The organism is Streptococcus sp. 27098_8_74 (genome assembly GCF_041431705.1).
GTDB lineage: Bacteria > Bacillota > Bacilli > Lactobacillales > Streptococcaceae > Streptococcus > Streptococcus salivarius_E.
Window position 1 is genome coordinate 15,885 of the sequence record NZ_JAPVYF010000008.1, and the last position, 25,307, is coordinate 41,191.

The window sequence follows — 25,307 nt, forward strand, 5'->3', positions numbered from 1 at the left end:
TCTAGTATAGTCCTTTTCATTGAAAATTTCAAGGTTATGTTGCAAAATTCTGACAATTCTTTTTAAAACACTTATTTTGCCCATCAAAGAAAAAAACTCTGCCCTCTAATAAGAGAACAAAGCTTTCTTATCTTTATCTTTCAATAATCTTGGCAGAAAAGACTTCTTTGTCTGCTAATCCTTCAATGAAGCTACCGTTGCTAGTACGGTCTGAAAGATTTAGAAGGGACAAGTCAACCTCTGCCGTTTCACCTGTTGTAGCTGTTACAAGCAAGGTCTGAGGAGTCTCTTCCACTGGTGTTGCTAGAAGATCTATCTCGCCACCAGCATTTTCCGTAAAGACTGGACCCGCAGTGAAGACACGGTGTGGTTTCGTCTTAAGCTCACGAAGAACTTGGAGACCTCGACCAGCTCGCTTAGCCTGTGGAATATCTGCTGTAGCTACACGTTTGAGACTAGCTCTTTGTGTCAGAAGGTAGAAACTTTGAGTATTTGCTACAAAAACAGCCTGAACGGTATCATCATCCTTAAGATTGATTGTCTTAACACCTGCTGCCTTGGCACCAACTACTGGCACTTCGTCCGCGTTAAAGCGAAGGGCATAACCCTTTTGAGTGATAATCATGATATCATCCAATTGAATTGGCGTAACCGTAACAATAAAATCACTATCATCCTTGAGTTTAGCGTATTTAACCGACTTAGACTTGTAGGTACGCCATGGCGTAAATTCCTTGCGTTCGAAACGTTTAATCTGACCCAGCTTGGTAGCTGCTAGGTAAGTACCTGTTTCAAAATCATCCAGGATTTCTGCGTAAAGCACTTCTTCATCCTTAGATAAATTGGTGATAGTTTGTGATAAATGCTCTCCCAAATCCTTCCAACGAATGTCTGGTAACTCATGGATTGGACGATAAATCACATTGGCCTGATTAGTGAAAATCAAGAGGTGTTGTGTCGTCTTAGCTTGCTGAACCAAAATCAAATCATCATCATCACGTTTTCCGACTTCGTCAATCGTTGAAGCATTGAAAGAACGTGGGCTTGTACGTTTGACATAACCACCACGAGTGATGCTGACATAGGTTTCTTCTTCAACAATCAAACTTGCAGTATCAATTTCAATGGTCTTGGTTTCTGCTTGCAACTCTGAACGACGGTCATTACCGAATTTCTTCTTAATGTCACGGAGTTCACGTTTCATGACATTAAACATGGTACGCTCATCACCAATGATAGCAGCCAAGGTCGCAATCTGCTCACGTAAATCAGCTTCCTCATTTTGGAGGGTGACGATATCCGTATTGGTCAAACGATAAAGTTGCAAGGTCACAATAGCTTCGGCTTGTTCTTCTGAAAAATCATAGCTGACCTTAAGATTTTCCTTAGCATCAGCCTTATTTTCAGAAGCTCGGATAAGAGCGATAACCTCATCCAAAATAGAAATAACACGGATCAAACCTTCGACAATATGAAGACGTTTTTCAGCTTTTTCCTTGTCAAATTTTGAACGAGCAACAATAATATCACGACGGTGGGCAATATAGCTAGATAAAATCTTTTGCAAGCCTACTTGACGTGGGGTGAAATTATCAATAGCCACCATGTTGAAATTGTAGTTGACCTGAAGATCCGTATATTTCAAAAGATAGTTAAGAATAGTTTGGCTGTCAGCATCCTTCTTAAGTTCAATAGCAATACGCAACCCAGTACGGTCAGACTCATCACGAACTTCTGCAATGCCTGGAACCTTGTTATTGACTCGAACATCATCGATTTTTTTAACAAGAACTGCCTTATTGACATCGTAAGGAATTTCAGTAACGATGATTTGTTCCTTGCCACCTTTGAGTTGTTCAATTTCAGTACGTGAGCGCACAACGACGCGGCCCTTACCAGTTTCGTAGGCCTTACGAATCTCATCCTTGCCCTGAATGATAGCCCCTGTTGGGAAATCTGGACCAGGCAAGAATTCCATCAATTTATCCAGTTTAGCAGATGGGTGATCAATCATGTAGACAACGGCATCGATGACCTCTGACAGATTATGCGGTGGAATATCTGTGGCATAACCAGCAGAAATCCCTGTAGCCCCATTAACCAAGAGGTTTGGAAAGGCGGCAGGTAATACGGTTGGTTCCTTCTCTGTATCATCAAAGTTCCAAGCCCAAGGAACGGTGTTTTTATCAATATCTTGAAGAAGGTAGCCAGCAATCTCTGACAAGCGCGCCTCTGTATAACGCATAGCCGCTGGTGGATCACCATCCATAGAACCGTTGTTACCGTGCATTTCAACTAAGATTTCACGATTCTTCCAGTCCTGGGACATACGCACCATGGCGTCATAAATGGAACTATCGCCATGTGGGTGAAAATTACCCATAATGTTACCCACCGACTTGGCAGATTTACGATAGCCCTTGTCATGGGTATTGCCATCCTTATTCATGGAATAAAGAATACGACGTTGAACGGGTTTCAAACCGTCACGAATGTCAGGAAGCGCACGCTCCTGAATAATGTATTTGGAGTAGCGTCCAAAACGCTCCCCCATGATGTCCTCAAGGGACATGTTTTGAATATTAGACATAAGATTTCTCTTTATTTTTTAGTTTAAGTAATGATTTGAAATAATGTGAAAGACAAATAGTAACTTTCCTACCTAACTGCCACGCTTCATAATGTCTTTCCTTGACTTTGCAACTGTAGAAGAATGGTTTTCACCTTCCTAATTTCTATTTCACCAACCACAAATTGAACGACTGTACTTATCACAATTAAAATGAAAAATACACAAGATAGTGTCAATGAAGTAGAAAGTTCCCCAAAGAATAAGATAAAGTTTAAGAGTGATAAACAAGTCATTAAAGAGGCGTTGATTACGAGAACAGTAGCTAGCGGTATACGAAACAATCTATAATGATAGATACTTTTGAAAAGTGATGTGATACTACACGCAACACTTAAAGGAGTAAAAACATACACATTATAGAAAGCAAATAACAAACCCGAATAGGTTCTATCTGAGAAGGGATTATCTATCAAAGATAGAAGGAAGGTTATCACAACTAGTATAGGCAGGGTTAAAAAGCGTGTTTTTATTGGTCTCTTTTTATAAACGCTTAAATAAGCTATTGCTCCCCCACAAACAGGAAAGACTACTTGAGAATAGTGAAGTAAAAAACTTAATACCTTAGATAACATAGGTCTACCTCACATTGTCTTTTCCTGACTCAACCATATAATCTTTATTTTTTTCGTTTTCCTTTCTCCCTATTATAGTTTGAGCAATACCACTTGCCGCTAGGAGGATAAAAATAAGGTACATGGATGAATTTGGGAGAAATTCCAAAGCCCCTTGTAAGAAAAGTAGGTTGAGGAAAGCCAGTAATGTGGCGAAAAAACTATTAATCGCTAATAAGATTGAATAATTGGTTTGAAAGCGTGTTAAATGTAGAAGACTCTTTATAAAAGCTATTAGTGAGAATGGTACATAAAACACTGAAAAGACCATCAGGTAGTAAAAAACAAATAATAAGCCTGAGTATGGACTACCCAAATAATAATAGAGGGGGTTATCCAGCACGAAGATTATGAGGGAGACTATAGATAAGAGAAAGAGGATCAAAAAGCGTGTTTTTATAGGACGTATACCATAAAAAAATAAGTATATAGCAGAAACAATAACCATAAGAATAATAGCCGGAATAGCTACATCTGCATGGTAAGCTAGGTAATCGATAACATTAAAATCCATTTTTCTACCTCCATTGATTTCTAGTCAATGACACTGCAAATAGTTAATAAACGATGTAGAAAATAATCAACTTGTTTCTTTATAATCCCAAGTTTCTATTGATTGTAAACGCTCTCCCTAGTTCTATCTTATTACATTCCCTTCTGGCCTGCAACCTAAAATGCGCCACTTTCTTCCAAGGTAAATTTAACGTTATCTTCAATCCATTGACGGCGTGGTGCTGCCTTATCTCCCATAAGAACAGAGACACGACGTTCGGCACGCGCTAGGTCGTCAATCGTCACTCGGATAAGGGTTCTTGTCTCTGGATCCATGGTTGTTTCCCAAAGCTGGTCAGCATTCATCTCACCAAGCCCCTTGTAACGTTGGAGAATAGCTCCACGACCAAATTTTTGACGAAGTTCCTCAAGTTCCCCATCCGTCCAAGCATATTCGACAACTTCCTTCTTGCCTTTCCCTTTAGACATCTTGTAAAGAGGAGGCAAAGCGATATAAACGTGTCCCGCTTCAACCAACGGACGCATATAACGATAGAAGAAAGTGAGCAAGAGGGTCTGGATGTGAGCCCCATCGGTATCGGCATCGGTCATGATGATAATCTTGTCGTAGTTAATATCGTCAAGGTTAAAATCAGCTCCAACACCTGCACCAATGGTGTAAATCATGGTATTGATCTCTTCATTTTTGAGAATGTCAGCCATTTTAGCTTTCTCAGTGTTTAGGACCTTACCTCGAAGAGGCAGGATAGCCTGGAATTTACGATCACGGCCTTGTTTGGCTGATCCACCGGCAGAATCCCCTTCGACTAGATAAAGTTCATTTTTCTTAGCATTTTTAGACTGGGCTGGCGTCAATTTTCCTGACAAAAGACCCTTGTCTTTTTTATTTTTCTTCCCGTTTCGACTGGCATCACGCGCTTTTCGGGCAGCTTCACGGGCATCACGAGCCTTGATAGCCTTACGCACCAAGTTAGAAGCTAAGTCCCCATTTTCCATAAGGAAGTAAGTCAAATGCTCTGAAACAATACTATCAACAATCGGACGAGCTAAAGGAGATCCCAGTTTGTCCTTGGTTTGTCCTTCAAACTGAAGGTGTTCTTCAGGAACCAAAAGCGAGATAACTGCTGATAATCCCTCACGGTAATCTGACCCTTCAAGGTTCTTATCCTTTTCTTTGAGAAGTCCCGTCTTACGCGCATAATCGTTAAGAGCCTTGGTAATGGCAGACTTGAAGCCTGTTTCGTGGGTGCCTCCGTCCTTAGTACGGACATTATTGACAAAGGAAAGGATATTGTCAGAGTAACCGTCATTATACTGAAGGGCTAATTCCAAGTGAAATTCTTGTTGATCTCCATCAATATAGATGACTGGTGTCAGCGTTTCCTTGTCCTCATTCAAGTAAGACACAAAGTCTTGAACCCCATTTTCATAGTGGAATTCTTCACGAACTTCTTCTTCGCCACGCAAGTCAGTCAATGTCATAGTGACATTCTTAAGAAGAAAGGCTGATTCTTTGAGACGCTCTGAGATAGTGTTAAATTTAAAGTCAGTTGTTGAAAAGATGCTCGCATCAGGCATAAAGGTAACTTTTGTACCTGTCTTAGACTTAGGCGCTTTACCAATCTTTTCAAGCCCTGTTACAGGGTGACCACCATTTTCAAAACGTTGGCGATAAACACTACCGTCACGGGTAATTTCTACCTCAAGCCAACTAGACAGCGCATTAACAACTGAGGAACCCACACCGTGAAGACCTCCAGAAGTCTTATAACCACCCTGTCCAAATTTACCACCAGCGTGGAGAACAGTGAAAATAACTTCAACTGTTGGTTTACCCATGGCATGCATACCTGTCGGCATCCCACGTCCAGAGTCAGAAACAGAAACGGAACCATCCTTATTTAGGGTAACAGCGATAACATCACCAAAACCAGAAAGAGCTTCATCGACCGCATTGTCGACAATCTCCCAAACGAGGTGGTGAAGTCCTGTTCCATCTGTTGAGCCAATGTACATTCCAGGGCGCTTGCGAACCGCATCCAACCCTTCTAGTACCTGAATGGCATCATCATTATAATTATTTACATTAATTTCTTTTTTAGCCAAGAGTGACCTCCAAAATTTTCATCCTTATTATTTTATAAGTTTTCAGAAGAATTTGCAAAAGAAATCAAGAAAGTCCAAAAGATATCTTAAGGCTGACTGACTTTGTCAATTACTAGGCTGTATGCTATAATTATCTCATGAAAATCTTATTGTTAATCCTAATCGCCTACTTGCTAGGTTCCATTCAGACCGGCCTCTGGATTGGGAAACTATTCTTCCATATCAATCTTCGTGAGCATGGCTCTGGAAATACTGGAACAACCAATACCTTTCGTGTTCTAGGTAAGACTGCTGGTACCATCACCTTCTTGGTGGATATGTTCAAGGGTACCTTGGCTGTTCTTCTTCCTATCTGGCTTGGTGTTACAGAGGTTTCACCTCTAGTCATTGGTTTCTTTGCCATTATCGGACATGTTTTTCCAATCTTTGCTGGATTTAAAGGTGGGAAGGCCGTTGCGACAAGTGCCGGGGTGCTTCTTGGTTTCGCCCCACTCTACTGTGTCTTCCTACTCTTGGTCTTTGCCCTAACACTCTATCTAACCAGCATGATCTCATTTTCTAGTGTCACTGCTGCAATTGTTGGACTGATTACCTTGGCTGTGTTTCCAGCCATCCACTTCTTGCTAGATGGCTATGACCTTATTTTCACTGGGGTCCTTACCATCATGGCTTTGATTATTATCTTCCGCCACACTGAAAATATGGGGCGAATCCGTAGGCATCAAGAAAACTTGGTACCTTTTGGACTTAATTTAACCAAACAAAATCCAAATAAATAATACAGATCTATCAACCACTAGCAAAAAGCTAGTGGTTTTCTTGTTCTCCTTATCAAACAATGCTTTCCAAGTCAAAGAATAAAGATCCGAAGTCTACACCTCGGATCTTTTTTAGGCTTAAGCTTTAAAGCTAACTCCATTTTCTTTCAATTTTTTAACTGTCGCAGGTCCGACACCCTTGAGGGCAAGAACTTCTTCTTCAGTCACAGTAGCAAAAGCCTCTGCTGAAGTCAAACCTTCATTGTAAAGAGTCTCTACAAGGTTTGAACGAAGGCCTTCAACTTCTGGAAGTTCTGCAAAAGCTTCAAGACTAAGGTCTTTAGCTGCTACTTCTTCCTTAGCAACTGTCTTAGTTTCAGCAACAGGTTGTGGTGCTACTGGTGGGACTGGTGGAACAGGCGCAACTGGTGGGACAGGGGCTTTAACATTATTGAAAAGTCCTTGTTTTTTCAAACGGTGTTTAAAAGCTTTCTTTTTATTTTTTACTTTAGCCATGTTTAGTATTCTCCTATTTTAATCGACGACACCTTTCCATAAAGTACTGTCGCCATTTTCTTTTTCATCCTCTATTAATAGTGACGTTCCCCGAACAAGCCATCTGGCATATCATGGAAACCTTTGCCAGCACGATAGTTGGCAAACTTGCCAATTAGGAAATTGTAAGCATCCAATTTGGCTTCATAACGGTAACTTGCATCACGTGCACGCTCATCGCCATCTTCTTCCCAGATTTTCTTGCTAGCGGCCAAGGCCGTTTCGTTTACTTTAACTTGGGTAACAACCCAGGCTTCGAAGTCTTTTAGAAATTCTTGTTCGTAGGTCATATTTTCCTCTTCATTTTAAAAACCAGCTTAACGCTGGCTTCATTTTCTACTAATAGTGTGTAGAGCTCATAGCCTTACAGTCTCCTATTATAACAAATAATTAGAAATTTGACTAGGTTCTAAACTCTGCATATAAGGCTTTAATGTCATTTGGACGTGTGCGGCAGCAACCACCTAAAATCTTAACCCCAAACTGATCATGCCAATCCTTGCTGTGTTCCACTAAGGTCAGAGCATCCTTATCCTTAGGTTTCCAAGTCTGCGTACTACCATCATAAACCTCACCTGAGTTGGGGTAAGTAATGAGGGCTTTTCCAGTATTTTTAAGAATAGCAAGAGCCTGATTATAGAGCAGAGGCGAACTACAGTTGATTCCTAGAGCCAAGATTTGGTCTGACTGGGAAACAAGCTGGGCAATCTCATCTAGAGAAGTCCCATCACTGATAGTGCCTGGTTCTTGGACTGTAAAACTGATATAAGCTTCTGCTTCTGGAAATTCTTCAGCCAGAAGTTCAATCAAAGCTTGTGCTTCCAGACGATTAGGAATGGTTTCCAAAGCCAACAAATCGACACCCTGATTTAGGAGAATTTGAATGCGAGGGCGATGAAACTCCTTAAGTTCCTTGATAGTTATCCGACCATAATCACCAGTGTACTCAGAACCATTGGCCAAATAGGCTGCGTAAGGACCGACATCACCAGAAATCAATGGATAAGGACGCTTAGCTTTCTCACTGTCATCCAAAGTTGCCCAGACCTTATCGCGTGCATTCTTTGCCAACTGAACTGTCAAGGCAATAATCTGCTCCGCTTCTTTCTCAGTAAGTCCAGCGTCTATCAAGCCTGGTAAGGTTGCCTGATAAGACGATGTGGTAATCAAATCAGACCCAGCAGCTACATAGGTTTCATGGATTTTTTGAATAACTTCTGGCTTGTCAAGCAGGTACTTGGCTGACCAGAGTTTCCCAGAAATATCATAACCCAAGCTCTCCATCTCTGTTCCCAGAGCCCCATGAAGAATGAGGGGAGATTTATTCTCTAAATAGTCTTTAAATATTGCCATGCAAGGCCTCCTTACCATTTCTTAAAACGAAGGTAGTGATAGAGGTAACAGAAAATCATGAAAGGAATACCGAAGTAAAGTCCCGCACGTTGTGAACTATCCCAAGCAATCCCATACACAGAAATGGCCAAGAGAACAATTGTGATATAAGGGAGGATTGGATTAAACGGTGTCTTATAGTCTAACTCGTCCTCAGAATGCTCTAGCTTCCACTGTTTACGGAAGTTGATTTGTGCCAAAGGAATGGAGAGCCAGACAATAACAACTGCAAAACCAGCGATTGATACCAGAGCTAGATAAACCGTAGCTGCAGCATAGATACTTGAAAAGAGAGTTAAAACTGCTCCGGCCATGGAAATCAAAAGGGCTGTCATTGGAATGCCATGCTTATTGATTTTCACTACTTTTTTATTGAGCATTCCCTCATTGGCCAAAGACCAAAGCATACGGCTTGACGCATAGAGTCCCGAATTCCCAGCAGAAAGAAAAGCTGTCAAGATTACAAAGTTCATGATGTCCGCCGCAAATGGAATCCCCATCTTGTCAAAGACATCAACGAAAGGTGCTGAGGATACCCCTGCTTCTTTCATGGGAAGAAGTGAAGCCAAGACCACAATAGTCAAGACAAAGAAAATCACCAAGCGTCCAACAGTTGTCTTAATAGCTCGTGGAACAGCCTCTTTAGGATTATCTGTTTCTCCAGCTGCAATACCGATTAACTCTGTTCCCGAAAAGGCGTAATTAACGTTCAACATGACTGACACCATGGCAAGACCTCCATTTGGAAAGAGGCCATTAGCCGTCAAATGCTTAAACATAATAGCTTCACGGTGCCCATCAAAGCTGACCAAACCAAACATAGCCCCCAGACCTAGGATGATGAAAACCAGAATAGCAATGACTTTTATTGACGAGAAGAAAGATTCCGCTTCCGCAAAAGACCTTACGCTCAGAGCATTAATTCCAAAAATCACCAAGGCAAAGAATGCCGCAAACATCCAAGCCGGAACTGATGGAAACCAACGTTGCATCAGCATGGCCGCACCCAGAAATTCTGTTCCCAAGGCTACCGTCCAACAAATCCAATAAAGCCAAGCTACCGTAAATCCGGTTCCCGGACTGATAAATTTAGTGGCATAGGTGTGAAAGGATCCCGTTCTGGCATAGCAACAGCTAGCTCACCTAATGAAAGCATGACTAAGTAAACAACGATAGCCCCCACAAGATAAGATAGTATCGCACCAAGAGGGCCTGCTTGAGCAATCGTATAGCCTGAGCTAAGAAAGAGACCGGTACCAATGACACCACCTAGCGAGAGCATAAAGAGGTGACGTGAGGTCATCTTCCGTTGAAACTGACCTTCATTTTCATAATTATGGTTTTCCATAGATTCCTCCAATAGATGTGATAAAACAAGCTTATCACAATATCATCCCCTTGGATAATAGGTGGAAACTATCAAAGAGATAGACAAAAACTATCGCAAGAAAAAAACTCGGATTTCTCCGAGCTCTTTTTATAATTCTGCTAAAATCGTATCCCATGCTTCATCATAACCGTCACGAGTGACAGATGAAAAGACGATGAAATGATCATTTTTATCGAAATTGAGTTTTTTCTTAATAATTGATTCGTGCTTATTCCATTTTCCGCGAGGAATCTTGTCAGCCTTAGTCGCTACAACGATGACCGGAATTTCATAATACTTGAGAAATTCATACATTTGGATATCGTCTTGAGTTGGTTCATGTCGGAGGTCAACCAAGCTAACAACGACACGAAGATTATCTCGAGTCACGAGGTACTCCTCAATCATTTTGCCCCATTTGGCACGTTCTTTTTTAGACACACGGGCATAACCGTAACCTGGCACATCCACAAAACGAAGCTTATCGTCAATATTGTAGAAATTAAGCAACTGAGTTTTCCCTGGTTTCCCAGAAGTACGTGCTAGGTTTTTACGACCAAGAAGTGTATTGATAAAGCTTGATTTACCAACATTCGAGCGTCCTGCTAGGGCAACCTCAGGGAGGTCATCTTGGGGATAGTGGCTCTTATTCGCCGCACTGAGCAAAATCTCAGCATTGTGCGTATTTAGGACTTGTTCTTCAGCCATAGAACCTCCTTATGCTGTTTCCAAAACTGGAGCAGCTGTGCCGTCAACGGCTTCTTTTGTAATACGAACCTTAGTCACATCTTCCTGACTCGGAATTTCAAACATGACATCCATCATGACTTCCTCAATGATAGAGCGAAGGCCACGCGCACCGGTCTTACGTTCAATTGCCTTACTTGCAATAGCTTCAAGAGCATCCTGGTCAAACTCCAGTTCAACCCCATCATAAGACAAGAGGGTTTGGTACTGTTTAACCAAGGCATTTCTAGGCTCTGTCAAGATACGAACCAAGTCGTCAACCGTTAACTGTTCAAGGGCCGCAAGGACTGGCAAACGTCCGATAAACTCAGGGATAAGACCGAATTTTTGAATATCTTCAGCCACAATTTCTTGCATGTATGATGAGTCATCATCAATTGCCTTATTATTTTGACCAAAACCAATGATTTTCTCACCAAGACGTTGCTTAACGATATCTTCGATACCATCAAAAGCACCACCAACGATAAAGAGAATATTCTTAGTATCAATTTGAATCATCTCTTGGTTAGGGTGTTTACGACCACCTTGAGGGGGAACGCTGGCTACTGTTCCTTCGATAATCTTCAAGAGGGCTTGTTGAACCCCTTCACCAGAAACGTCACGAGTGATTGATACATTTTCACCCTTTTTAGCAATCTTATCAATCTCGTCAACATAGATGATACCACGTTCCGCACGTTCGATATTGAAGTCTGCCGCTTGGATCAGTTTGAGGAGGATATTTTCCACGTCCTCACCCACATAACCTGCCTCTGTCAATGATGTTGCATCCGCAATCGCAAATGGAACATTCAAGCTACGAGCCAAGGTCTGAGCCAAGAAAGTCTTCCCTGAACCAGTTGGTCCAATCATGAGAATATTTGATTTTTGCAAATCCACTTCATTGTCTTCACGACTTTCTGTGAAATTGATACGTTTATAGTGATTGTAAACAGCTACCGCCAAGGCACGTTTGGCACGGTCCTGCCCCACGACATAGTTGTTCAAAATATCTAAAAGTTCTTTTGGCTTCGGAGTTTCAGCCAAGTCAGCCAAAACTTCTTCTGCCATTTCCTCACGAATGATTTCTTGTGACAAGGCCACACATTCGTTACAGATAAAGACGCCATTCCCAGCGATAATTTTCTTTACTTCTTCTTGGTTTTTGCCACAAAATGAACAATAAACCATTTCTTCATTACGATTTCCAGCCATTTATTCCTCACTCTTTTCTAAAATAGGGTGCCATAGAAGGCGTGAATAGTATTGACAAGGTTAGTAAAAGCATTTAAAAAGAGAAAAACTGCTAACCCATAACGTTTCTTGCGAAAGGCAGGAATGGCAGAGAGGACACAAAGCACTCCCAATAATGCAGTAAATAACCCAAAAACACTACGTTGCATGAACCTAGTCTCCTTCTTTTTCATAGCGACTTATGCTAAAGTCGTAGGCATTTTTATCATCCTTGACCACGCGGTCACGTGATACCTCTTTAAATGCCGTCATATCTAGTTGTGGAAAATACGTGTCTCCCTCTAAATCAGCCTCAATAGTTGTCTTGATGAGTGCATCATAATGTCCATCAAAAGCCTTGTAGACACCCGCACCACCAGCAATATAGAGGTCCTTATCTTGCTGTTCGAACCAAGCCAGAGCTTCCTCAACACTCGTAACGGTCGTCACACCCTCACAGTCGAAGTCCTTATCTCGTGTCAAAATCAAGGTTTCACGTCCTGGTAGGCAACGACGGTTCATGCCATCAAAGGTCACACGTCCCATGAGAATTGCTGAGCCCATGGTCGTTTTCTTGAAATGTGCCAGTTCAGCAGGCAAGTGCCAAGGCATGGTGTGATTCTTCCCAATAACATGGTTATGAGCTTCCGCCCAAATAGCAATGAGTTGTTTAGACACAGTATTTCCTTTTCTTTTTAAGTTTACAATCCATTCTAACAAAAAAAGAGAAAAAGAGCTTGGAAAAAACTTTGCCAGCTCTTTATGGGCTTAAATCATAAGCAATTATTAAATTGCTAAGTCAAATTTGAGTTGAGGTTTAACAGGCTCATAGTCAACCAATTCAAAATCTTCTGGTTTGATATCAAAGAAATTCGTTCCATCAGGAACATTGAGGACCAAGCGTGGTTGGCAATCAGACGGCTGACGCTTGAGGAGTTCTTCGGCTTGCTCAAATTGATTGTCATAAATATGGAGGTTGTTGATAAAATAAAAGAATTTACCAACTTTCCAACCAAAGTGCTTGGCAATCATCATCTGAAGGGCCACATACTGCATGGCATTAATATGATGAGCTACCAACATATCGTTAGAACGTTGCGTCAAAGTAGCATCCAAATAAATGTCCTCACCCACACGACGAACATCAAACATGGTTTGGAAGGCACAAGGCTGAAGTCCTGCTGTCTCCTCAAAGGCCTCGTAATCCCAAAGGGAGATGACATTACGGCGATTCCACGGATTGGCCTCCAACTGAGCCAACAAACGGTTAATAATATCGTGCTTCTTAACGACCGCCCCATAACGCTGACCAATCGAACGCTTGTCCCCATTATTGGCAGGTACGCCTTCAACTTCCCAGTCATTCCAATAATGCACATTATACTTGTCTTCAAGGACTTCTAGGCTATTTGACTGGTCTTGGTAAATCCAAAGCACTTCTTTGATAGCAGATTTGATAGCAATAGGACGAAGAGTGGTAATAGGAAACTCTCCCTTGCTCAAATCATATTCTGCAAAAGACCCTGTGATGTATTTGGAATTGGCTGTTGTGCCATCCTTGTATTTAGGACGTGCTTGCTCCGACCAAACACCCTCTTCCATGATCTTAGTGATATTTTCTTTAAATATAGTGTCTGCTTTTGTCATAATTTTCCTCTTTATTCAATTGAAAACAAAGTATTTTTTGAGACCTTCCCTAAGTGATTACGGACGTCTGCGAACTTCCAAGACTAATTTTTGAGCCTATGGTCTCAAAAATTCCGAGTGTCTGTAAACAAAACACTTTATTTACAGACACTTATCTCACAGCGGAAAGTCTCACTTAACGCTCGCAATGATTTCAATATATAACAACAATTTTACTTTTCTAACATAGCTAAAAAACTAGTAGAGTGCCACTTCAATTTTACCTTATTCTAGTGCAAATGAGAAATATAAGCTATGGCAATACCCAAAGTAAGTCGTTTAAAATCCCCTAGTTCCTATCAAAAAATGAGATATAACTAACTATCAAAGTTTTTTCAAGGCGAAAGCGCTCTTTTATGGTAAAATCACTATAGATTAGTATCTTCTGGATACGCTACAATGAAGAAAAAAAGGAAACATCATATGTCTATTGGAATTGATAAGATTGGTTTTGCGACCAGTCAATATGTTCTAAACATGGCTGATCTCGCTCTTGCCCGTGGGGCGGAGCCTGAAAAATTCAGCAAGGGGCTGATGCTTGATGCAACCAGTATTACGCCGATTACAGAAGATATCGTGACGCTTGCCTCTGATGCGGCGGCTGATATTTTAAATGACGACGATAAAAAAGCTATCGATATGGTCATCGTGGCTACTGAGTCTTCTATCGACCAGTCCAAGGCTGCTGCTGTCTATGTTCACAGCCTCTTAGGTATTCAACCTTTTGCCCGTTCTTTTGAAATGAAGGAAGCTTGTTACGCTGCAACAGCTGGGCTTAACTATGCGAAGTTGCATGTGGCAGCCCACCCAGATAGCAAGGTGTTGGTTATCGCTAGTGATATTGCCCGCTATGGTGTCGGATCTTCTGGGGAGTCAACTCAAGGAGCTGGTGCTGTAGCTATGCTAGTCAGTCAGAATCCACGTATTTTGGAGCTTGCTGATGATAATGTGGCACAAACTCGTGATGTCATGGACTTCTGGCGTCCAAACTACAGTTCAACGCCTTATGTTCAAGGCATCTATTCAACCAAACAGTACCTTGACAGTTTGAAGACAACTTGGGCAGCTTATCAAGAACGCCATCAGGCTGACTTTGCTGATTTTGCCGCTTTTTGTCTCCACCTTCCTTATCCTAAGTTAGCTCTTAAGGGACTTAACAAGATTATTCCAAAAGATTTGAATCCAGAGAACAAAGAGCGTCTGACAAACAACTTCGACGCTTCAATTACCTATAGTCGTCAAATTGGAAATATCTATACAGGGTCACTCTATCTTGGACTTCTTTCTTTACTTGAACAGTCGCAAGACCTTAAAGCCGGAGATAAGATCGGCTTCTTCTCTTACGGTTCTGGAGCTGTTTCTGAAATTTTCTCAGGACGTCTGGTTAAAGGTTACAAAGACCTGCTTCGTTCGGACCGCCTAGATACCTTTGCCAAGCGTCAACACTTGAGCGTTGCTGATTATGAAAAACTTTTCTATGAGGAGGCGCAGTTGGATGACACTGGTTCTACTCAATTCGCTGATTACCAAACCGGAGCTTTCCGTTTAGCTGAAATCTCTGAACACCAACGTATCTACAAAGGAAATTAATATGACTAAACTCTCTTGGACTGGTTTTTCCAAGAAGACACCGCAAGAACGTAAAGAGCATTTGAAAACGAATGCTCTTTTGTCACAGGAAAATCAAGATCTTCTGGATAAGGACCAACAACTTACCCTTGAAACAGCCAATCAAATGGCTGAAAATGTCATTGGTCGATTCACACTCCCCTTTGCCATTTGCCCAGATGTATTGGTAGATGGTGTGACTTATCAGGTTCCCATGGTTACCGAAGAACCTTCAGTTGTGGCTGCTGCTTCCTACGCTAGCAAGCTCATTAAGCGTTCTGGTGGTTTCACGACTACGATTCATGACCGTAAGATGATTGGACAAGTTGCCCTCTTTGACGTTCCTGATAAGGATGATGCTTCAAGAAAAATTCAAGCAGCCAGTCAGGACCTTATAGAGGTTGCCAAAGAGGCTCACCCTTCTATTGTTAAGCGTGGGGGTGGCCCTCGCAAGCTCTGGACTGAGACTAAAGGAGACTTCCTCATTGTCTATTTAGCCGTTGATACCCAAGAAGCCATGGGAGCCAATATGGTCAACACCATGATGGAAGCCCTGGTACCAGAATTGGAAAACCTGTCAGAAGGGCAAAGCCTCATGGCTATTCTCTCAAATCTAGCCACTGAGAGTCTTGTGACGGCGACTTGTCGTCTTAGCACGCGCTTCCTCAGTCGTAATAAGGAAGAGGCACATGACCTGGCTAAGAAAATGGAGATGGCCAGCCAACTGGCTCAGGTGGACCCCTACCGAGCTGCTACCCATAATAAGGGAATCTTCAATGGTATCGATGCCCTAGTTATCGCGACCGGAAATGATTGGCGAGCCGTTGAGGCCGGTAGCCATGCCTATGCAAGCAAGGATGGTAATTACCGTGGTCTGTCCACATGGACTTATGATCAGGAGACTCAGGAACTGGTAGGTGAATTAACCCTCCCCATGCCAATCGCAACCCGTGGCGGTTCTATCGGACTTAACCCTAGTGCTTCTATCGCCCATGACTTGCTTAATCACCCAGATGCCAAGACCCTAGCCAGTATCATCGTCTCTCTTGGTTTGGCACAAAATCTAGCTGCTCTCAAAGCTCTGACTTCAACAGGAATACAGGCAGGACATATGAAACTCCAAGCCAAATCTCTGGCCTTGTTAGCTGGAGCTAGTCCTGAAGAAATGCCTCAAGTTTTGGCTGAACTTCTCAAGGCCAAACATATGAACCAGGAAACTGCACAAGCCATTTTGGAGAAACTCAGAACTCCATAAAAATTGATTCTGAAGCAGTTAGAAAATTACTTGTTCTATCGTATAAAAACAAAGATGTTGGAAATGTTATCCCAACATCTTTTTCATATCTCACAAGTTCTGACTTGACTTGAATTTCTATAATGTTATAATCTAGTTATGAAAACTAGATAAAGAGGTTTTTATAACTTGACAACACAACAATACCCACTCTGGGAAGAATTACCAGAGATTGAACTCTATTTGGATCAGGTTTTGCTCTATGTCAATCAGGTCACCCAAAGTACTTTGGGACCAAACGACAAGGGGCTAACTGCCTCTATGGTCAATAATTATGTCAAACATGGCCATGTCGCAAAACCCATCAAAAAAAAATATAATGCTGCTCAGGTAGCTAGACTTATTATCATCACTAGTCTAAAGACCGTTTTTGAGATTTCTGAGATTGCTAAAACCTTGGAAATCCTACGAACAGATGCTGAAAGTCAAAAGACCTACTACAATGACTTTGTAGCCTGTATGAATGGTCAGTTTCCCCAAGAAGCTCCGCAAGTCATACTCTCAGCCTGTCAGACGCTTCAATGTTACCGAGCTACCCATCAACTTTTGAACGACCTTGAAGGAGGAAATAATGTCTAATACCGCTACTTTTAATGCTTCTCCCAACCTCAAACTCAGTAAAAAACTTAGCTTTGGTGAGGAAGTGGCCAACAGCGTAACACATGCCGTCGGCGCTGTGGCCATGCTAGTCTTACTGCCAATTACTGCTGTTCATGCCAACAACGGCTATGGTATGACTGCTGCTGTTGGGATGTCTGTTTTCGTTATCAGCCTATTCCTCATGTTTTTGAGTTCTGCCATCTATCACGCCATGGATTACAACTCACCCCACAAGATGGTTTTGAGAATTATCGACCATAGCATGATTTATATCGCCATTGCTGGAAGCTACACCCCTGTTGCCCTCTCACTGGTTGGCGGTTGGCTAGGCTATAGCATCATCATCCTCCAATGGGGAACAACAATTTTTGGAATTCTCTACAAAATTTTTGCTAAAAAAATCAATGAAAAGTTCTCCCTCTTCCTCTATCTGATGATGGGATGGTTGGTTATCTTCATTATCCCAGCTATCGTCACTAAGACTGGACCAGCCTTTTGGGGTCTCATGCTTGCTGGAGGATTGTCTTACACGATTGGTGCAGCTTTCTACGCTAAGAAAAAACCGTACTTCCATATGATTTGGCACCTCTTCATCATGTTGGCTTCAGCTCTTCAATATATGGGTATCGTCTATTTCATGCTTCCTTAAAGTCAAAGACATCAAGGTGTTATGGTATAATAAGGAAGTACGGAGGTAAATCATATGAAAAAAGAACTCAGAAGAGATCCAAACAACAAAATTATTGCCGGTGTTTGTTCTGGTATCGCTAAATATCTTGACATTGACCCTGTCATTATTCGCCTTATTTGGGCTGCAGCGATCTTCTTATTTGGAACAGGTTTTCTTTTCTACATCATTTGCTGGATTATTATCCCAGAAGAAAGCAAGTGGTAAGCTGTAATTGAATATACAAAAAGTGATACAGATCTAAATTCTTACCATTTAGGTCCATATCACTTTCTTTTTTTATTTTCTCAAGCGGAAAATCAAATAGCTGACGTTAACTAGGAGTAAAACACTCCAAAGAATAAGGAAAGGAATATTTCCTCGGACAGCATTGTGCCAAATACCTAGGGCGTATAAGGCCATAAATACTAGTGATCCTAGAACTGCTGTTCCTTTATTGTTTTGTGGTTGTTTAGACATATGAACCTCCTTTGATTGCTTTTTTTGAACCGGTTTAAAGCCATAAACCAGGGCAAGAAAAAGTCTGGCTTGGCGTTTGACATCATTTGCCAAAGACCTATGAGACTGGGCATAGATGCCTTTTGGATTGTAGAAAGATTTATCAAACTGTTCAGGTACTTGCTGTCCCCAACGTTTTTTCAATTTGTTGGGTGAACGATAGCCCCTAGTCATCCGATTACGAAAATCAGGGTCATGTGGTTGGACCGGCTCCACATCCAGTTGCCAGTGGCGTTTGAGATTACCATAGTTAAAACTAGCACCATTAACCACTCCACTTTCTGTCACCTGCTCCGCATCGACCTCATTGAGAAAATTTCCCTGACTATCCAAAATAAACTCGATCCGATTATAGAGAAGAATTTTTAGATTAACACTTGGAATCCCATCAGGATAAACCGCCTTGCCACCACAGATAGAAATCTTTTGGTGCAAACGTCCCTGATCAAACATGGTGAAAGGCTTCCATCTCAGATAGACAGCCAAAGCTTCTTTATCTGTCATCCCTGGCTTTTTATAATGCGTTCGCACATACTGTGCCTGTTGACTAGAAATCAGGTAACGTAGCTGATGGATTTGTCTCTCAATAGAGGCATTCTTAGACAAACTATCACCAGGAAAAGCCAGGTCTACCAATTTAACGACATCCTTCCATAAGGAATCATGCGGTGCCAAGTCAGGATCAAAATAAGATAAAAGGTGTTGGGTTTCTTCAAGCTCTCCCGATAAATCCTCTGGCATCCCTATATAAGCTAACAATAGCTTTAGTACTTGCAATGGTTGGCAGTCCCTTTTCCAGTCCTCCCATAAGTGTCGAAAGGCTTTTGAACCAATGAGCATCACATCTCTCCTCGATAATATATGTAAATTTAATCAGTCGTCTTTTTGATGAACTCCTCTATCTTTGCTGCTACCTCTTTGGTCGGATAGTGATAAAGATAATGCGGAGAATCATAAAAAGTCACTTCGATATTTTTCTGGTCCTTTGCAAAGCTAGTCGCATAATGCCGCCAGTCCTTCTGGCTAAAACCAGTACCCCCACCATTCGATACCATTAGTAAGGTTGGGATTTGCGAATCAATGCTAGAGGCAACCTTTTTAGCATTTTTCTTAACAGATAGGCTTTCATTTAACATAGCTTGTGACAGTATTTGACGATAAGCTATTCGTTGATAGAGGCGTCGATCACTGCTACTTAGATTTTCATTAGGCACATATAAGCGACTCGGTATATACCTTAAAAGACCTAATTGACTTCCCAAACGAGCCATACGTAAAATCTGGGAATGCATTCTCAATTGCGAATAACTCTCTGGTAGAGCCCAATCTAAGCCGATGACTGCCTGTATTTCACTTGGATATTTTTCTTGCCACAAAAGCGTTTCTAAGGAAGCCATCGAATGAGAAAGAATAATATAAGGACCTGATACTTGTGCCTTGGCTAGGGCTTGACGTGTCTCAGAAAGAACCTCAGACACCTCTCTGGACTTAGATGTGTCCTCACTATAACCATAGCCAGCTCTCTCTACAACGACTATCTTATACTGCTTAGAAAGCCCATCATACAAGTCTTTAAAATCTAGAATGGGAGAGGCCGTTCCAGCACCAGATAGAAAAACTAAGGTTTGTGGACCATTTCCCTTCACAAAGACGCTCATGTCATGGCCATTCACAGACACCATTTGCCCCATAGGGTTGAGAGAAGCCTTCTCTCTTTGTAAGTCCAATCTATGATAGATAAAGCTAGCCAGTAACAAGACTAGAACTGCTCCCATCAGAAATAAAAGTCTTTTCATAAAAACATGCATGGTTTATCCTACTAAAAAGTCAGTTAGCTTAGCTAACCGACCCTTTTTTTATTCGGCATCTGGGCGTGATTTGCGAGCGATATCAGCAAGGATATTTTCTACAAATTCTGACACAGCTTCTGTATGTGTTTGTTTTTGTCCATAACGACGAACGTTAACAGTTCCGTCTTCCATTTCCTTATCACCAACAATCAATTGATAAGGGATTTTTTGTGTTTGAGACGCACGAATCTTGTATTGCATTTTCTCGTTACGTTCATCCACTTCAACACGGATACCACGGTCACGAAGTTGTTTAGCAACTTCCCAAGCGTAATCTGTGTGGGCTTCGTTTGAAACTGGGATAACAGTTACTTGTTGAGGTGCCAACCAAGTTGGGAAGGCTCCTTTATAGTTTTCAATAAGGATAGCTGTAAAGCGTTCCATTGTTGAGATAACCCCACGGTGAATCATAACTGGACGGTGTTCTTCCCCATCAGCTCCGATGTATTTAAGGTCAAAGCGTTCTGGAAGCAAGAAGTCCAATTGGATAGTAGAAAGTGTTTCTTCATTACCAAGGGCAGTCTTCACTTGGATATCAAGTTTTGGACCGTAGAAGGCAGCTTCACCTTCTGCTTCAAAGTAGTCGAGTTCCATGTCATCCATGGCTGATTTCAACATGCTTTGAGCATTTTCCCACATTTCATCATTGTCAAAGTATTTGTGAGTATCTTTAGGGTCGCGGTATGACAAACGGAAACGATAGTCAGTCAAGTTGAAATCTTCGTAAACGTCGATAATCAATTGAAGCGTACGTTGGAACTCATCTTTGATTTGTTCAGGTGTTACGAAAGTATGACCGTCATTAAGTGACATTTCACGCACACGTTGAAGTCCTGTAAGGGCACCTGATTTTTCATAACGGTGCATCATACCAATTTCAGCGATACGGATAGGCAATTCGCGGTAAGAATGCACATGGTGTTTGTAAACTTCGATGTGGTGAGGACAGTTCATTGGACGAAGAACAAAGGCTTCACCATCTCCCATATCCATTGTTGGGAACATATCTTCACGGTAGTGATCCCAGTGACCTGAAGTCTTGTATAGCTCAACTGAGGCAATTGGTGGAGTGTAGACGTGTTGGTAGCCTGCTGCTACTTCCTTGTCCACGATGTAGCGTTCCAAGACACGACGGATTGTCGCACCGTTTGGCAACCAGAATGGAAGACCTTGACCAACCTCTTGAGAAATCATGAACAAATCAAGTTCTTTACCAAGTTTACGGTGGTCGCGTTCTTTAGCTTCTTCAAGGCGTTTAAGGTAAGCCTTGAGATCTTTTTTATCGAACCAAGCTGTACCGTAGATACGTTGCATCATAGCATTGTCGCTATTTCCACGCCAGTAAGCACCTGCAACATTCAAAAGGTGGAAGACTTGGATACGACCAGTTGATGGCACGTGTGGGCCACGGCAAAGGTCAACATACTCACCTTGACGGTAAATAGTCAAACCACCTTCGTCTTCTGAGTGTTCTTCAATCAATTCCAATTTATATGGGTCATTTTTGAAGATTTCACGCGCTTCGTCTTTAGTCACTTCTTCACGGATTGATGGGAAGTTTTCCTTAACGATTTTCTTCATTTCTTCTTCGATACGAGGAAGGTCTTCGTTAGAAATTTGACCAGCTTCATTGTCTGTATCGTAGTAGAAACCATCTTCGATCGCTGGACCAACACCCAAATGAATATCTGGGAAAAGGCGACGAGCTGCTTGGGCAAACAAGTGAGCCGCTGAGTGACGCAAGATTGGAAGGGCATCTTCGTGATCAGGTGTCACGATTTCGATGCTTCCATCTTCAGTGATCGCACGAGTTGTGTCAATCAATTTACCGTTAAATTTACCAGCAAGTGCTTTCTTAGCCAAAGAGTTGCTGATAGATTGTGCAATTTCAAAAGTTGTAACGCCAGATTCGAATTCACGAACAGCGCCATCTGGGAAAGTAATGTTAATCATAATTAAGATGTCAGAGCTCTAAAGGATGAGCCCCTTCTTCCTTTCTATTTAATGTTTTTGTTGTAATAGTTTGTTTCTAGGATGCTTTGCAATTCCGTCTTATGCCAACCCGCTCCAATCAATATCTTGTTGACATTAAAGTCTAGCTCCCTGCCATCATTTAGAAAAATGCGAAGTTTATAACCAATAAACAAGCGTTTTTTAAACTGATAAGACTTAATCGTCTCTTCAGGAAATTTGGCGATAATATCTCCTAATTTTCCTAAAAGAGTAAGAGAAATAATCAAAACCTCTGTTTCTGTAAAAACAATTAGGAAATACTCAAAAGTTGACCTACCGATTCTCCTAGTAGCATAGATAGCGTGCATGGTCTCAGCAAGACTAGCATCCACACCGTGGTCAATCAGGTAGGCCTTGATAGCTTCATATTTGAACCCCATAAAATTCTCCCTCAACTAAAAAGATAGTGTCACCCCGTTCTAAACAATCCTTTTAGTAATCAAAGAGAAAATATTCAGTCACAAAGTAAAGCTTTTCTATCTAAACTAGACATTCTAAAAATTGTAAAGCATACCAAACAATACAAAAAGCGACATCCTAAAAAGGACGTCGCAACGTGGTTCCACCTTAGTTCATGTACGACAAAAAACGAGTCTGTCCTACACCTCTGATTGGCTCTAACGTGGCCACCGTTTTATGTTTGCATAAAAAGTTAATCGAGTAGTCCCAATCATGTCCTCTGCGTGATTTCCAGCACCACACGCTCTCTGAAAGATTTCCCATGACTGATATGTCTCTATGCGTTATTATAGCATGAAACTGTAATTTTTCAAGCTAATTATCTCTTTTATTAATCAATTCTAAGATTTTATCTGACTAGGAAAATCTGGTAGCTTTCCTAATCCAAAAGTTTCGTGATATTTCTGATTTTCTTGACCTGTTTGGCTGATCCTTTAAGGATACGAACAGAGCCATTAACAGGCAAGGTAATAGCCTTAGTCGGCAAATAAGTTACCATACGCGTCAAGCGTTTCATGGTACTGTCTTCACCATTCAAGTCATTGTGGAAATCCTTAGAAATCGTAAGGTCCAAGTAATACTCATAGACACGTTTTCCGAAGTTTTCCGCAGAAATTTCATAAAGCTTGTCAGCCCACTTAGTTTCGTCTTTTTCTGGTGTTGCAATGGCAGCTTCCAAAATGGCCCCGGCTAAATCATTATCATGATAATAGAGCGTTCCAAACATCTGGTCTGTAATCACATTATCCAAATAAGGATTTCCGTGGGCAATGATAGGGGTACCGCTAGCCAAGGCTTCCAGATAGGTCAAGCCCTGAGTCTCACTGGTTGATGCCGAAATGAAGAAATCAGCAGACTTATAATAAAGTGCTGTCTCACTAGGCGCAATCATACCAGTGAAAACCACCTTGTCCTGAATACCAAGTTTTTTGGCTTGAGACTTAAGATCTGGTAGGTAAGGACCGTCACCAGCCACAACCAAACGCACCTTGTCGTCTTCCTCCAAAACAGAAGGGAGAGCAGCCAGTACAGCCTGGATGTTTTTCTCATAGGACACACGAGAAAGGCTCAACAACATAGTCTCATCAGAGGCGATACCAAGCTTAGTTCTCAAGTCCGTCACATCATCTTCAGTAATCTCTGGACGTTGGAACTTTTCAAGTTCAATTCCAGTTGGAATGACACGTTTTTCAGCTGCAACCTTGTACTTGAGCAAAAGGTCATAAACAATCTCACTCGGACAGATGACTCCATCTAAATCGCTCATAAAGCCACGAACAATGTACTTAACCATACTTGGACGGATAACCATACCTTTGGCAATATAGCGGACATAGTCTTCATACTGAGTATGGTAGGTATGCACAACAGGAATCCTAAGTTCGCGTGCAATGGCAATCCCTAGCAGACCTAATGAAAACTCTGTCTGCGTATGAATAATATCAAGCTTATATTGTTTAGCAATCTCTAGTGCCTTGGAAAAGCCACGATAAGCTACACGGCGATCCTTAAAAGCAAAGAAAGGCACACTCGGAATACGGACAATCTGCCAGTCTTCATAGCGGTCAACATCTCTATCAGTGGTGGTAAAGATAAAGACTGTATGTCCCATTTTTTCCAACTGCGTCTTCAGCGTGCGAATACTGGTCGCAACACCTGATACCTGTGGAAAATAGGTATCTGTAAACAATCCGATACGCATTTAAATCTCCAATACTTCTTTGTAGGCTTCAACAAGCTTTTGGGCGACATCATCAATCGAGCGACTTTCTGCAACCTTATAGCCTTCTTCACGTTTGTCCACTTTACCATCGATAATATCTTGCAAGGCTACTACAAATTCGTCCACGTTGTGCCCAAATGAGGCCGACTTGTCATCAACCCAACCTTCATAAACAGGAATATCACGCAAAACTACATGCTGGTGACTAGCAAAGGCTTCTAGCACCACAATCCCTTCAGTTTCCTCGTAAGATGGGAAAAAGAAGGCATTAGCACCACTCATAGCCCCCTGGAAGACGGCTCCCTTGAAATAACCTGGGAAGCTGACATTATCAGGATGCTTACCATTGACAATGTCTCGAATCTTCTTAGGAATCAACCATTTGCTGATGCTACCTAACCAAATAAAACGAACATGAGGCATCTTTTCGGCCACCTTGACGAAGTCTTCAATTCCCTTGCGTTGGAAATAAAGCCCCGCACAAATAACCACTGGCTGTCCTTCCTCGATACCAAAGTAGTCTCGGAAAACTTCTTCCTTACGTGGATCCTTACCGTATTTTTTCAAATCAATCCCATTTGAAACAGCAATGATTGGTGTGGTAACTCCGTAAGACTGAATCAATTTTTTGGAATACTCAGATGGCGTAATCACGTAATCGGCCTTTTGGTACATGTGGGCCAAATATTTTCCAAAAAGTGGGGCCAAAAGGTTAGAACCGATGAATGAATTCTCAAAGTCCTCACGTGTCGAATGACCATGCATGATGACCTTCTTGCCACGGCGTTTTGCAGCATGCAACAACATCAAGCTGCGTGGCCCATAAGTATTAATATGAACGACATCGTAATCACCCAAGATGTCCGTTGTATAGGGAATCCCCGCCAAGTCCAAGGCATGCATCTGATGGTGGAGAGCCCGTCCGATTCCTGATTTTTCAAGAACCGATTTTCCTTCAAGATAAAGTAGAACTTTCATACTCTTCATTAT

General features: G+C 41.8%; 23 protein-coding genes and 1 pseudogene. 6 read left to right on the forward strand and 18 right to left on the reverse strand.

What is annotated here, in order from left to right; all coding sequences use genetic code 11:
* Window positions 1-133 precede the first annotated feature (133 nt).
* The 3 genes from parC to parE all read right to left on the reverse strand — a co-directional run bounded on the left by parC (window position 134) and on the right by parE (window position 5,862).
* A complete protein-coding gene (gene parC, locus O3670_RS04315; protein ID WP_021144501.1) occupies window positions 134-2,590 on the reverse strand; it encodes a DNA topoisomerase IV subunit A in 2,457 nt (818 codons plus the stop codon).
* Between the two features lie 618 nt (window positions 2,591-3,208).
* Window positions 3,209-3,757, reverse strand: coding sequence for a hypothetical protein (locus O3670_RS04320; protein WP_037602101.1), 549 nt, complete (start codon window positions 3,755-3,757; stop codon window positions 3,209-3,211).
* Window positions 3,758-3,912: 155 nt separating this feature from the next.
* Window positions 3,913-5,862, reverse strand: coding sequence for a DNA topoisomerase IV subunit B (gene parE / locus O3670_RS04325; protein WP_013990942.1), 1,950 nt, complete (start codon window positions 5,860-5,862; stop codon window positions 3,913-3,915).
* Window positions 5,863-5,999: 137 nt separating this feature from the next.
* Between parE and plsY the strand changes: the two genes are divergently transcribed.
* Window positions 6,000-6,641, forward strand: a complete 642-nt coding sequence (gene plsY / locus O3670_RS04330) for a glycerol-3-phosphate 1-O-acyltransferase PlsY (protein WP_002886068.1) — start codon at window positions 6,000-6,002, stop codon at window positions 6,639-6,641.
* A gap of 117 nt (window positions 6,642-6,758) precedes the next feature.
* On the opposite strand, the gene O3670_RS04335 is transcribed toward plsY, so the two are convergent.
* The 9 genes and pseudogenes from O3670_RS04335 to O3670_RS04375 form a co-directional block, all read right to left on the reverse strand.
* The gene (locus O3670_RS04335) at window positions 6,759-7,136 is read right to left on the reverse strand and encodes a helix-hairpin-helix domain-containing protein (RefSeq protein ID WP_002885939.1); all 378 of its coding nucleotides are present in this window, start codon (window positions 7,134-7,136) and stop codon (window positions 6,759-6,761) included.
* 74 nt (window positions 7,137-7,210) lie between these two features.
* Window positions 7,211-7,465 carry a DUF1912 family protein gene (locus tag O3670_RS04340; RefSeq protein ID WP_002886199.1) on the reverse strand — a complete coding sequence of 85 codons (255 nt, stop codon included), beginning with the start codon at window positions 7,463-7,465 and terminating at the stop codon, window positions 7,211-7,213.
* A gap of 112 nt (window positions 7,466-7,577) precedes the next feature.
* Window positions 7,578-8,528: a homocysteine S-methyltransferase gene (gene mmuM, locus O3670_RS04345; RefSeq protein WP_070839780.1), complete on the reverse strand. Its 951-nt coding sequence runs from the start codon at window positions 8,526-8,528 to the stop codon at window positions 7,578-7,580.
* Between the two features lie 11 nt (window positions 8,529-8,539).
* A pseudogene (locus O3670_RS04350) lies at window positions 8,540-9,915 on the reverse strand (amino acid permease).
* 129 nt (window positions 9,916-10,044) lie between these two features.
* Window positions 10,045-10,644, reverse strand: coding sequence for a ribosome biogenesis GTP-binding protein YihA/YsxC (gene yihA / locus O3670_RS04355; protein WP_002885996.1), 600 nt, complete (start codon window positions 10,642-10,644; stop codon window positions 10,045-10,047).
* A 9-nt stretch (window positions 10,645-10,653) separates the two neighbouring features.
* Complete coding sequence (gene clpX / locus O3670_RS04360) at window positions 10,654-11,880, reverse strand: ATP-dependent Clp protease ATP-binding subunit ClpX (RefSeq protein WP_073950797.1); 1,227 nt, start codon at window positions 11,878-11,880, stop codon at window positions 10,654-10,656.
* A gap of 17 nt (window positions 11,881-11,897) precedes the next feature.
* Window positions 11,898-12,068, reverse strand: coding sequence for a hypothetical protein (locus O3670_RS04365; protein WP_002886174.1), 171 nt, complete (start codon window positions 12,066-12,068; stop codon window positions 11,898-11,900).
* 4 nt (window positions 12,069-12,072) lie between these two features.
* The gene (locus O3670_RS04370) at window positions 12,073-12,576 is read right to left on the reverse strand and encodes a dihydrofolate reductase (protein WP_073687512.1); all 504 of its coding nucleotides are present in this window, start codon (window positions 12,574-12,576) and stop codon (window positions 12,073-12,075) included.
* 108 nt (window positions 12,577-12,684) lie between these two features.
* The gene (locus O3670_RS04375; RefSeq protein ID WP_371595831.1) at window positions 12,685-13,545 is read right to left on the reverse strand and encodes a thymidylate synthase; all 861 of its coding nucleotides are present in this window, start codon (window positions 13,543-13,545) and stop codon (window positions 12,685-12,687) included.
* 462 nt (window positions 13,546-14,007) lie between these two features.
* Here O3670_RS04375 and O3670_RS04380 point away from each other — a divergent pair, with 462 nt between their 5' ends.
* From O3670_RS04380 to O3670_RS04400, 5 genes are all read left to right on the forward strand, one after another.
* Complete coding sequence (locus O3670_RS04380; protein WP_175061128.1) at window positions 14,008-15,174, forward strand: hydroxymethylglutaryl-CoA synthase; 1,167 nt, start codon at window positions 14,008-14,010, stop codon at window positions 15,172-15,174.
* A 1-nt stretch (window position 15,175) separates the two neighbouring features.
* On the forward strand, window positions 15,176-16,447 hold the full coding sequence (locus tag O3670_RS04385; RefSeq protein WP_195968699.1) for a hydroxymethylglutaryl-CoA reductase, degradative: 1,272 nt from the start codon (window positions 15,176-15,178) through the stop codon (window positions 16,445-16,447).
* A 168-nt stretch (window positions 16,448-16,615) separates the two neighbouring features.
* On the forward strand, window positions 16,616-17,065 hold the full coding sequence (locus tag O3670_RS04390) for a DUF1836 domain-containing protein (protein WP_371595832.1): 450 nt from the start codon (window positions 16,616-16,618) through the stop codon (window positions 17,063-17,065).
* Window positions 17,058-17,735, forward strand: coding sequence for a PAQR family membrane homeostasis protein TrhA (trhA, locus tag O3670_RS04395; protein WP_201061101.1), 678 nt, complete (start codon window positions 17,058-17,060; stop codon window positions 17,733-17,735). Before O3670_RS04390 ends, trhA begins: the two co-directional genes overlap by 8 nt.
* 54 nt (window positions 17,736-17,789) lie before the next feature.
* The gene (locus O3670_RS04400; protein WP_002886147.1) at window positions 17,790-17,981 is read left to right on the forward strand and encodes a PspC domain-containing protein; all 192 of its coding nucleotides are present in this window, start codon (window positions 17,790-17,792) and stop codon (window positions 17,979-17,981) included.
* A gap of 72 nt (window positions 17,982-18,053) precedes the next feature.
* On the opposite strand, the gene O3670_RS04405 is transcribed toward O3670_RS04400, so the two are convergent.
* The 6 genes from O3670_RS04405 to O3670_RS04430 all read right to left on the reverse strand — a co-directional run bounded on the left by O3670_RS04405 (window position 18,054) and on the right by O3670_RS04430 (window position 25,295).
* Window positions 18,054-19,112, reverse strand: a complete 1,059-nt coding sequence (locus O3670_RS04405) for a DUF3114 domain-containing protein (RefSeq protein ID WP_073686449.1) — start codon at window positions 19,110-19,112, stop codon at window positions 18,054-18,056.
* A 29-nt stretch (window positions 19,113-19,141) separates the two neighbouring features.
* Window positions 19,142-20,080, reverse strand: a complete 939-nt coding sequence (locus O3670_RS04410) for an alpha/beta fold hydrolase (protein ID WP_371595833.1) — start codon at window positions 20,078-20,080, stop codon at window positions 19,142-19,144.
* A gap of 48 nt (window positions 20,081-20,128) precedes the next feature.
* Window positions 20,129-22,075 carry a threonine--tRNA ligase gene (thrS, locus tag O3670_RS04415; RefSeq protein ID WP_002890325.1) on the reverse strand — a complete coding sequence of 649 codons (1,947 nt, stop codon included), beginning with the start codon at window positions 22,073-22,075 and terminating at the stop codon, window positions 20,129-20,131.
* A 44-nt stretch (window positions 22,076-22,119) separates the two neighbouring features.
* On the reverse strand, window positions 22,120-22,515 hold the full coding sequence (locus tag O3670_RS04420) for a hypothetical protein (protein ID WP_013990953.1): 396 nt from the start codon (window positions 22,513-22,515) through the stop codon (window positions 22,120-22,122).
* Between the two features lie 458 nt (window positions 22,516-22,973).
* Window positions 22,974-24,296 carry a glycosyltransferase family 4 protein gene (locus O3670_RS04425; protein ID WP_013990954.1) on the reverse strand — a complete coding sequence of 441 codons (1,323 nt, stop codon included), beginning with the start codon at window positions 24,294-24,296 and terminating at the stop codon, window positions 22,974-22,976.
* Window positions 24,297-25,295: an LTA glycolipid anchor biosynthesis glycosyltransferase, IagA/BgsA family gene (locus tag O3670_RS04430; protein WP_004182965.1), complete on the reverse strand. Its 999-nt coding sequence runs from the start codon at window positions 25,293-25,295 to the stop codon at window positions 24,297-24,299. It abuts the gene before it with no gap.
* Between the last annotated feature and the right edge of the window lie 12 nt (window positions 25,296-25,307).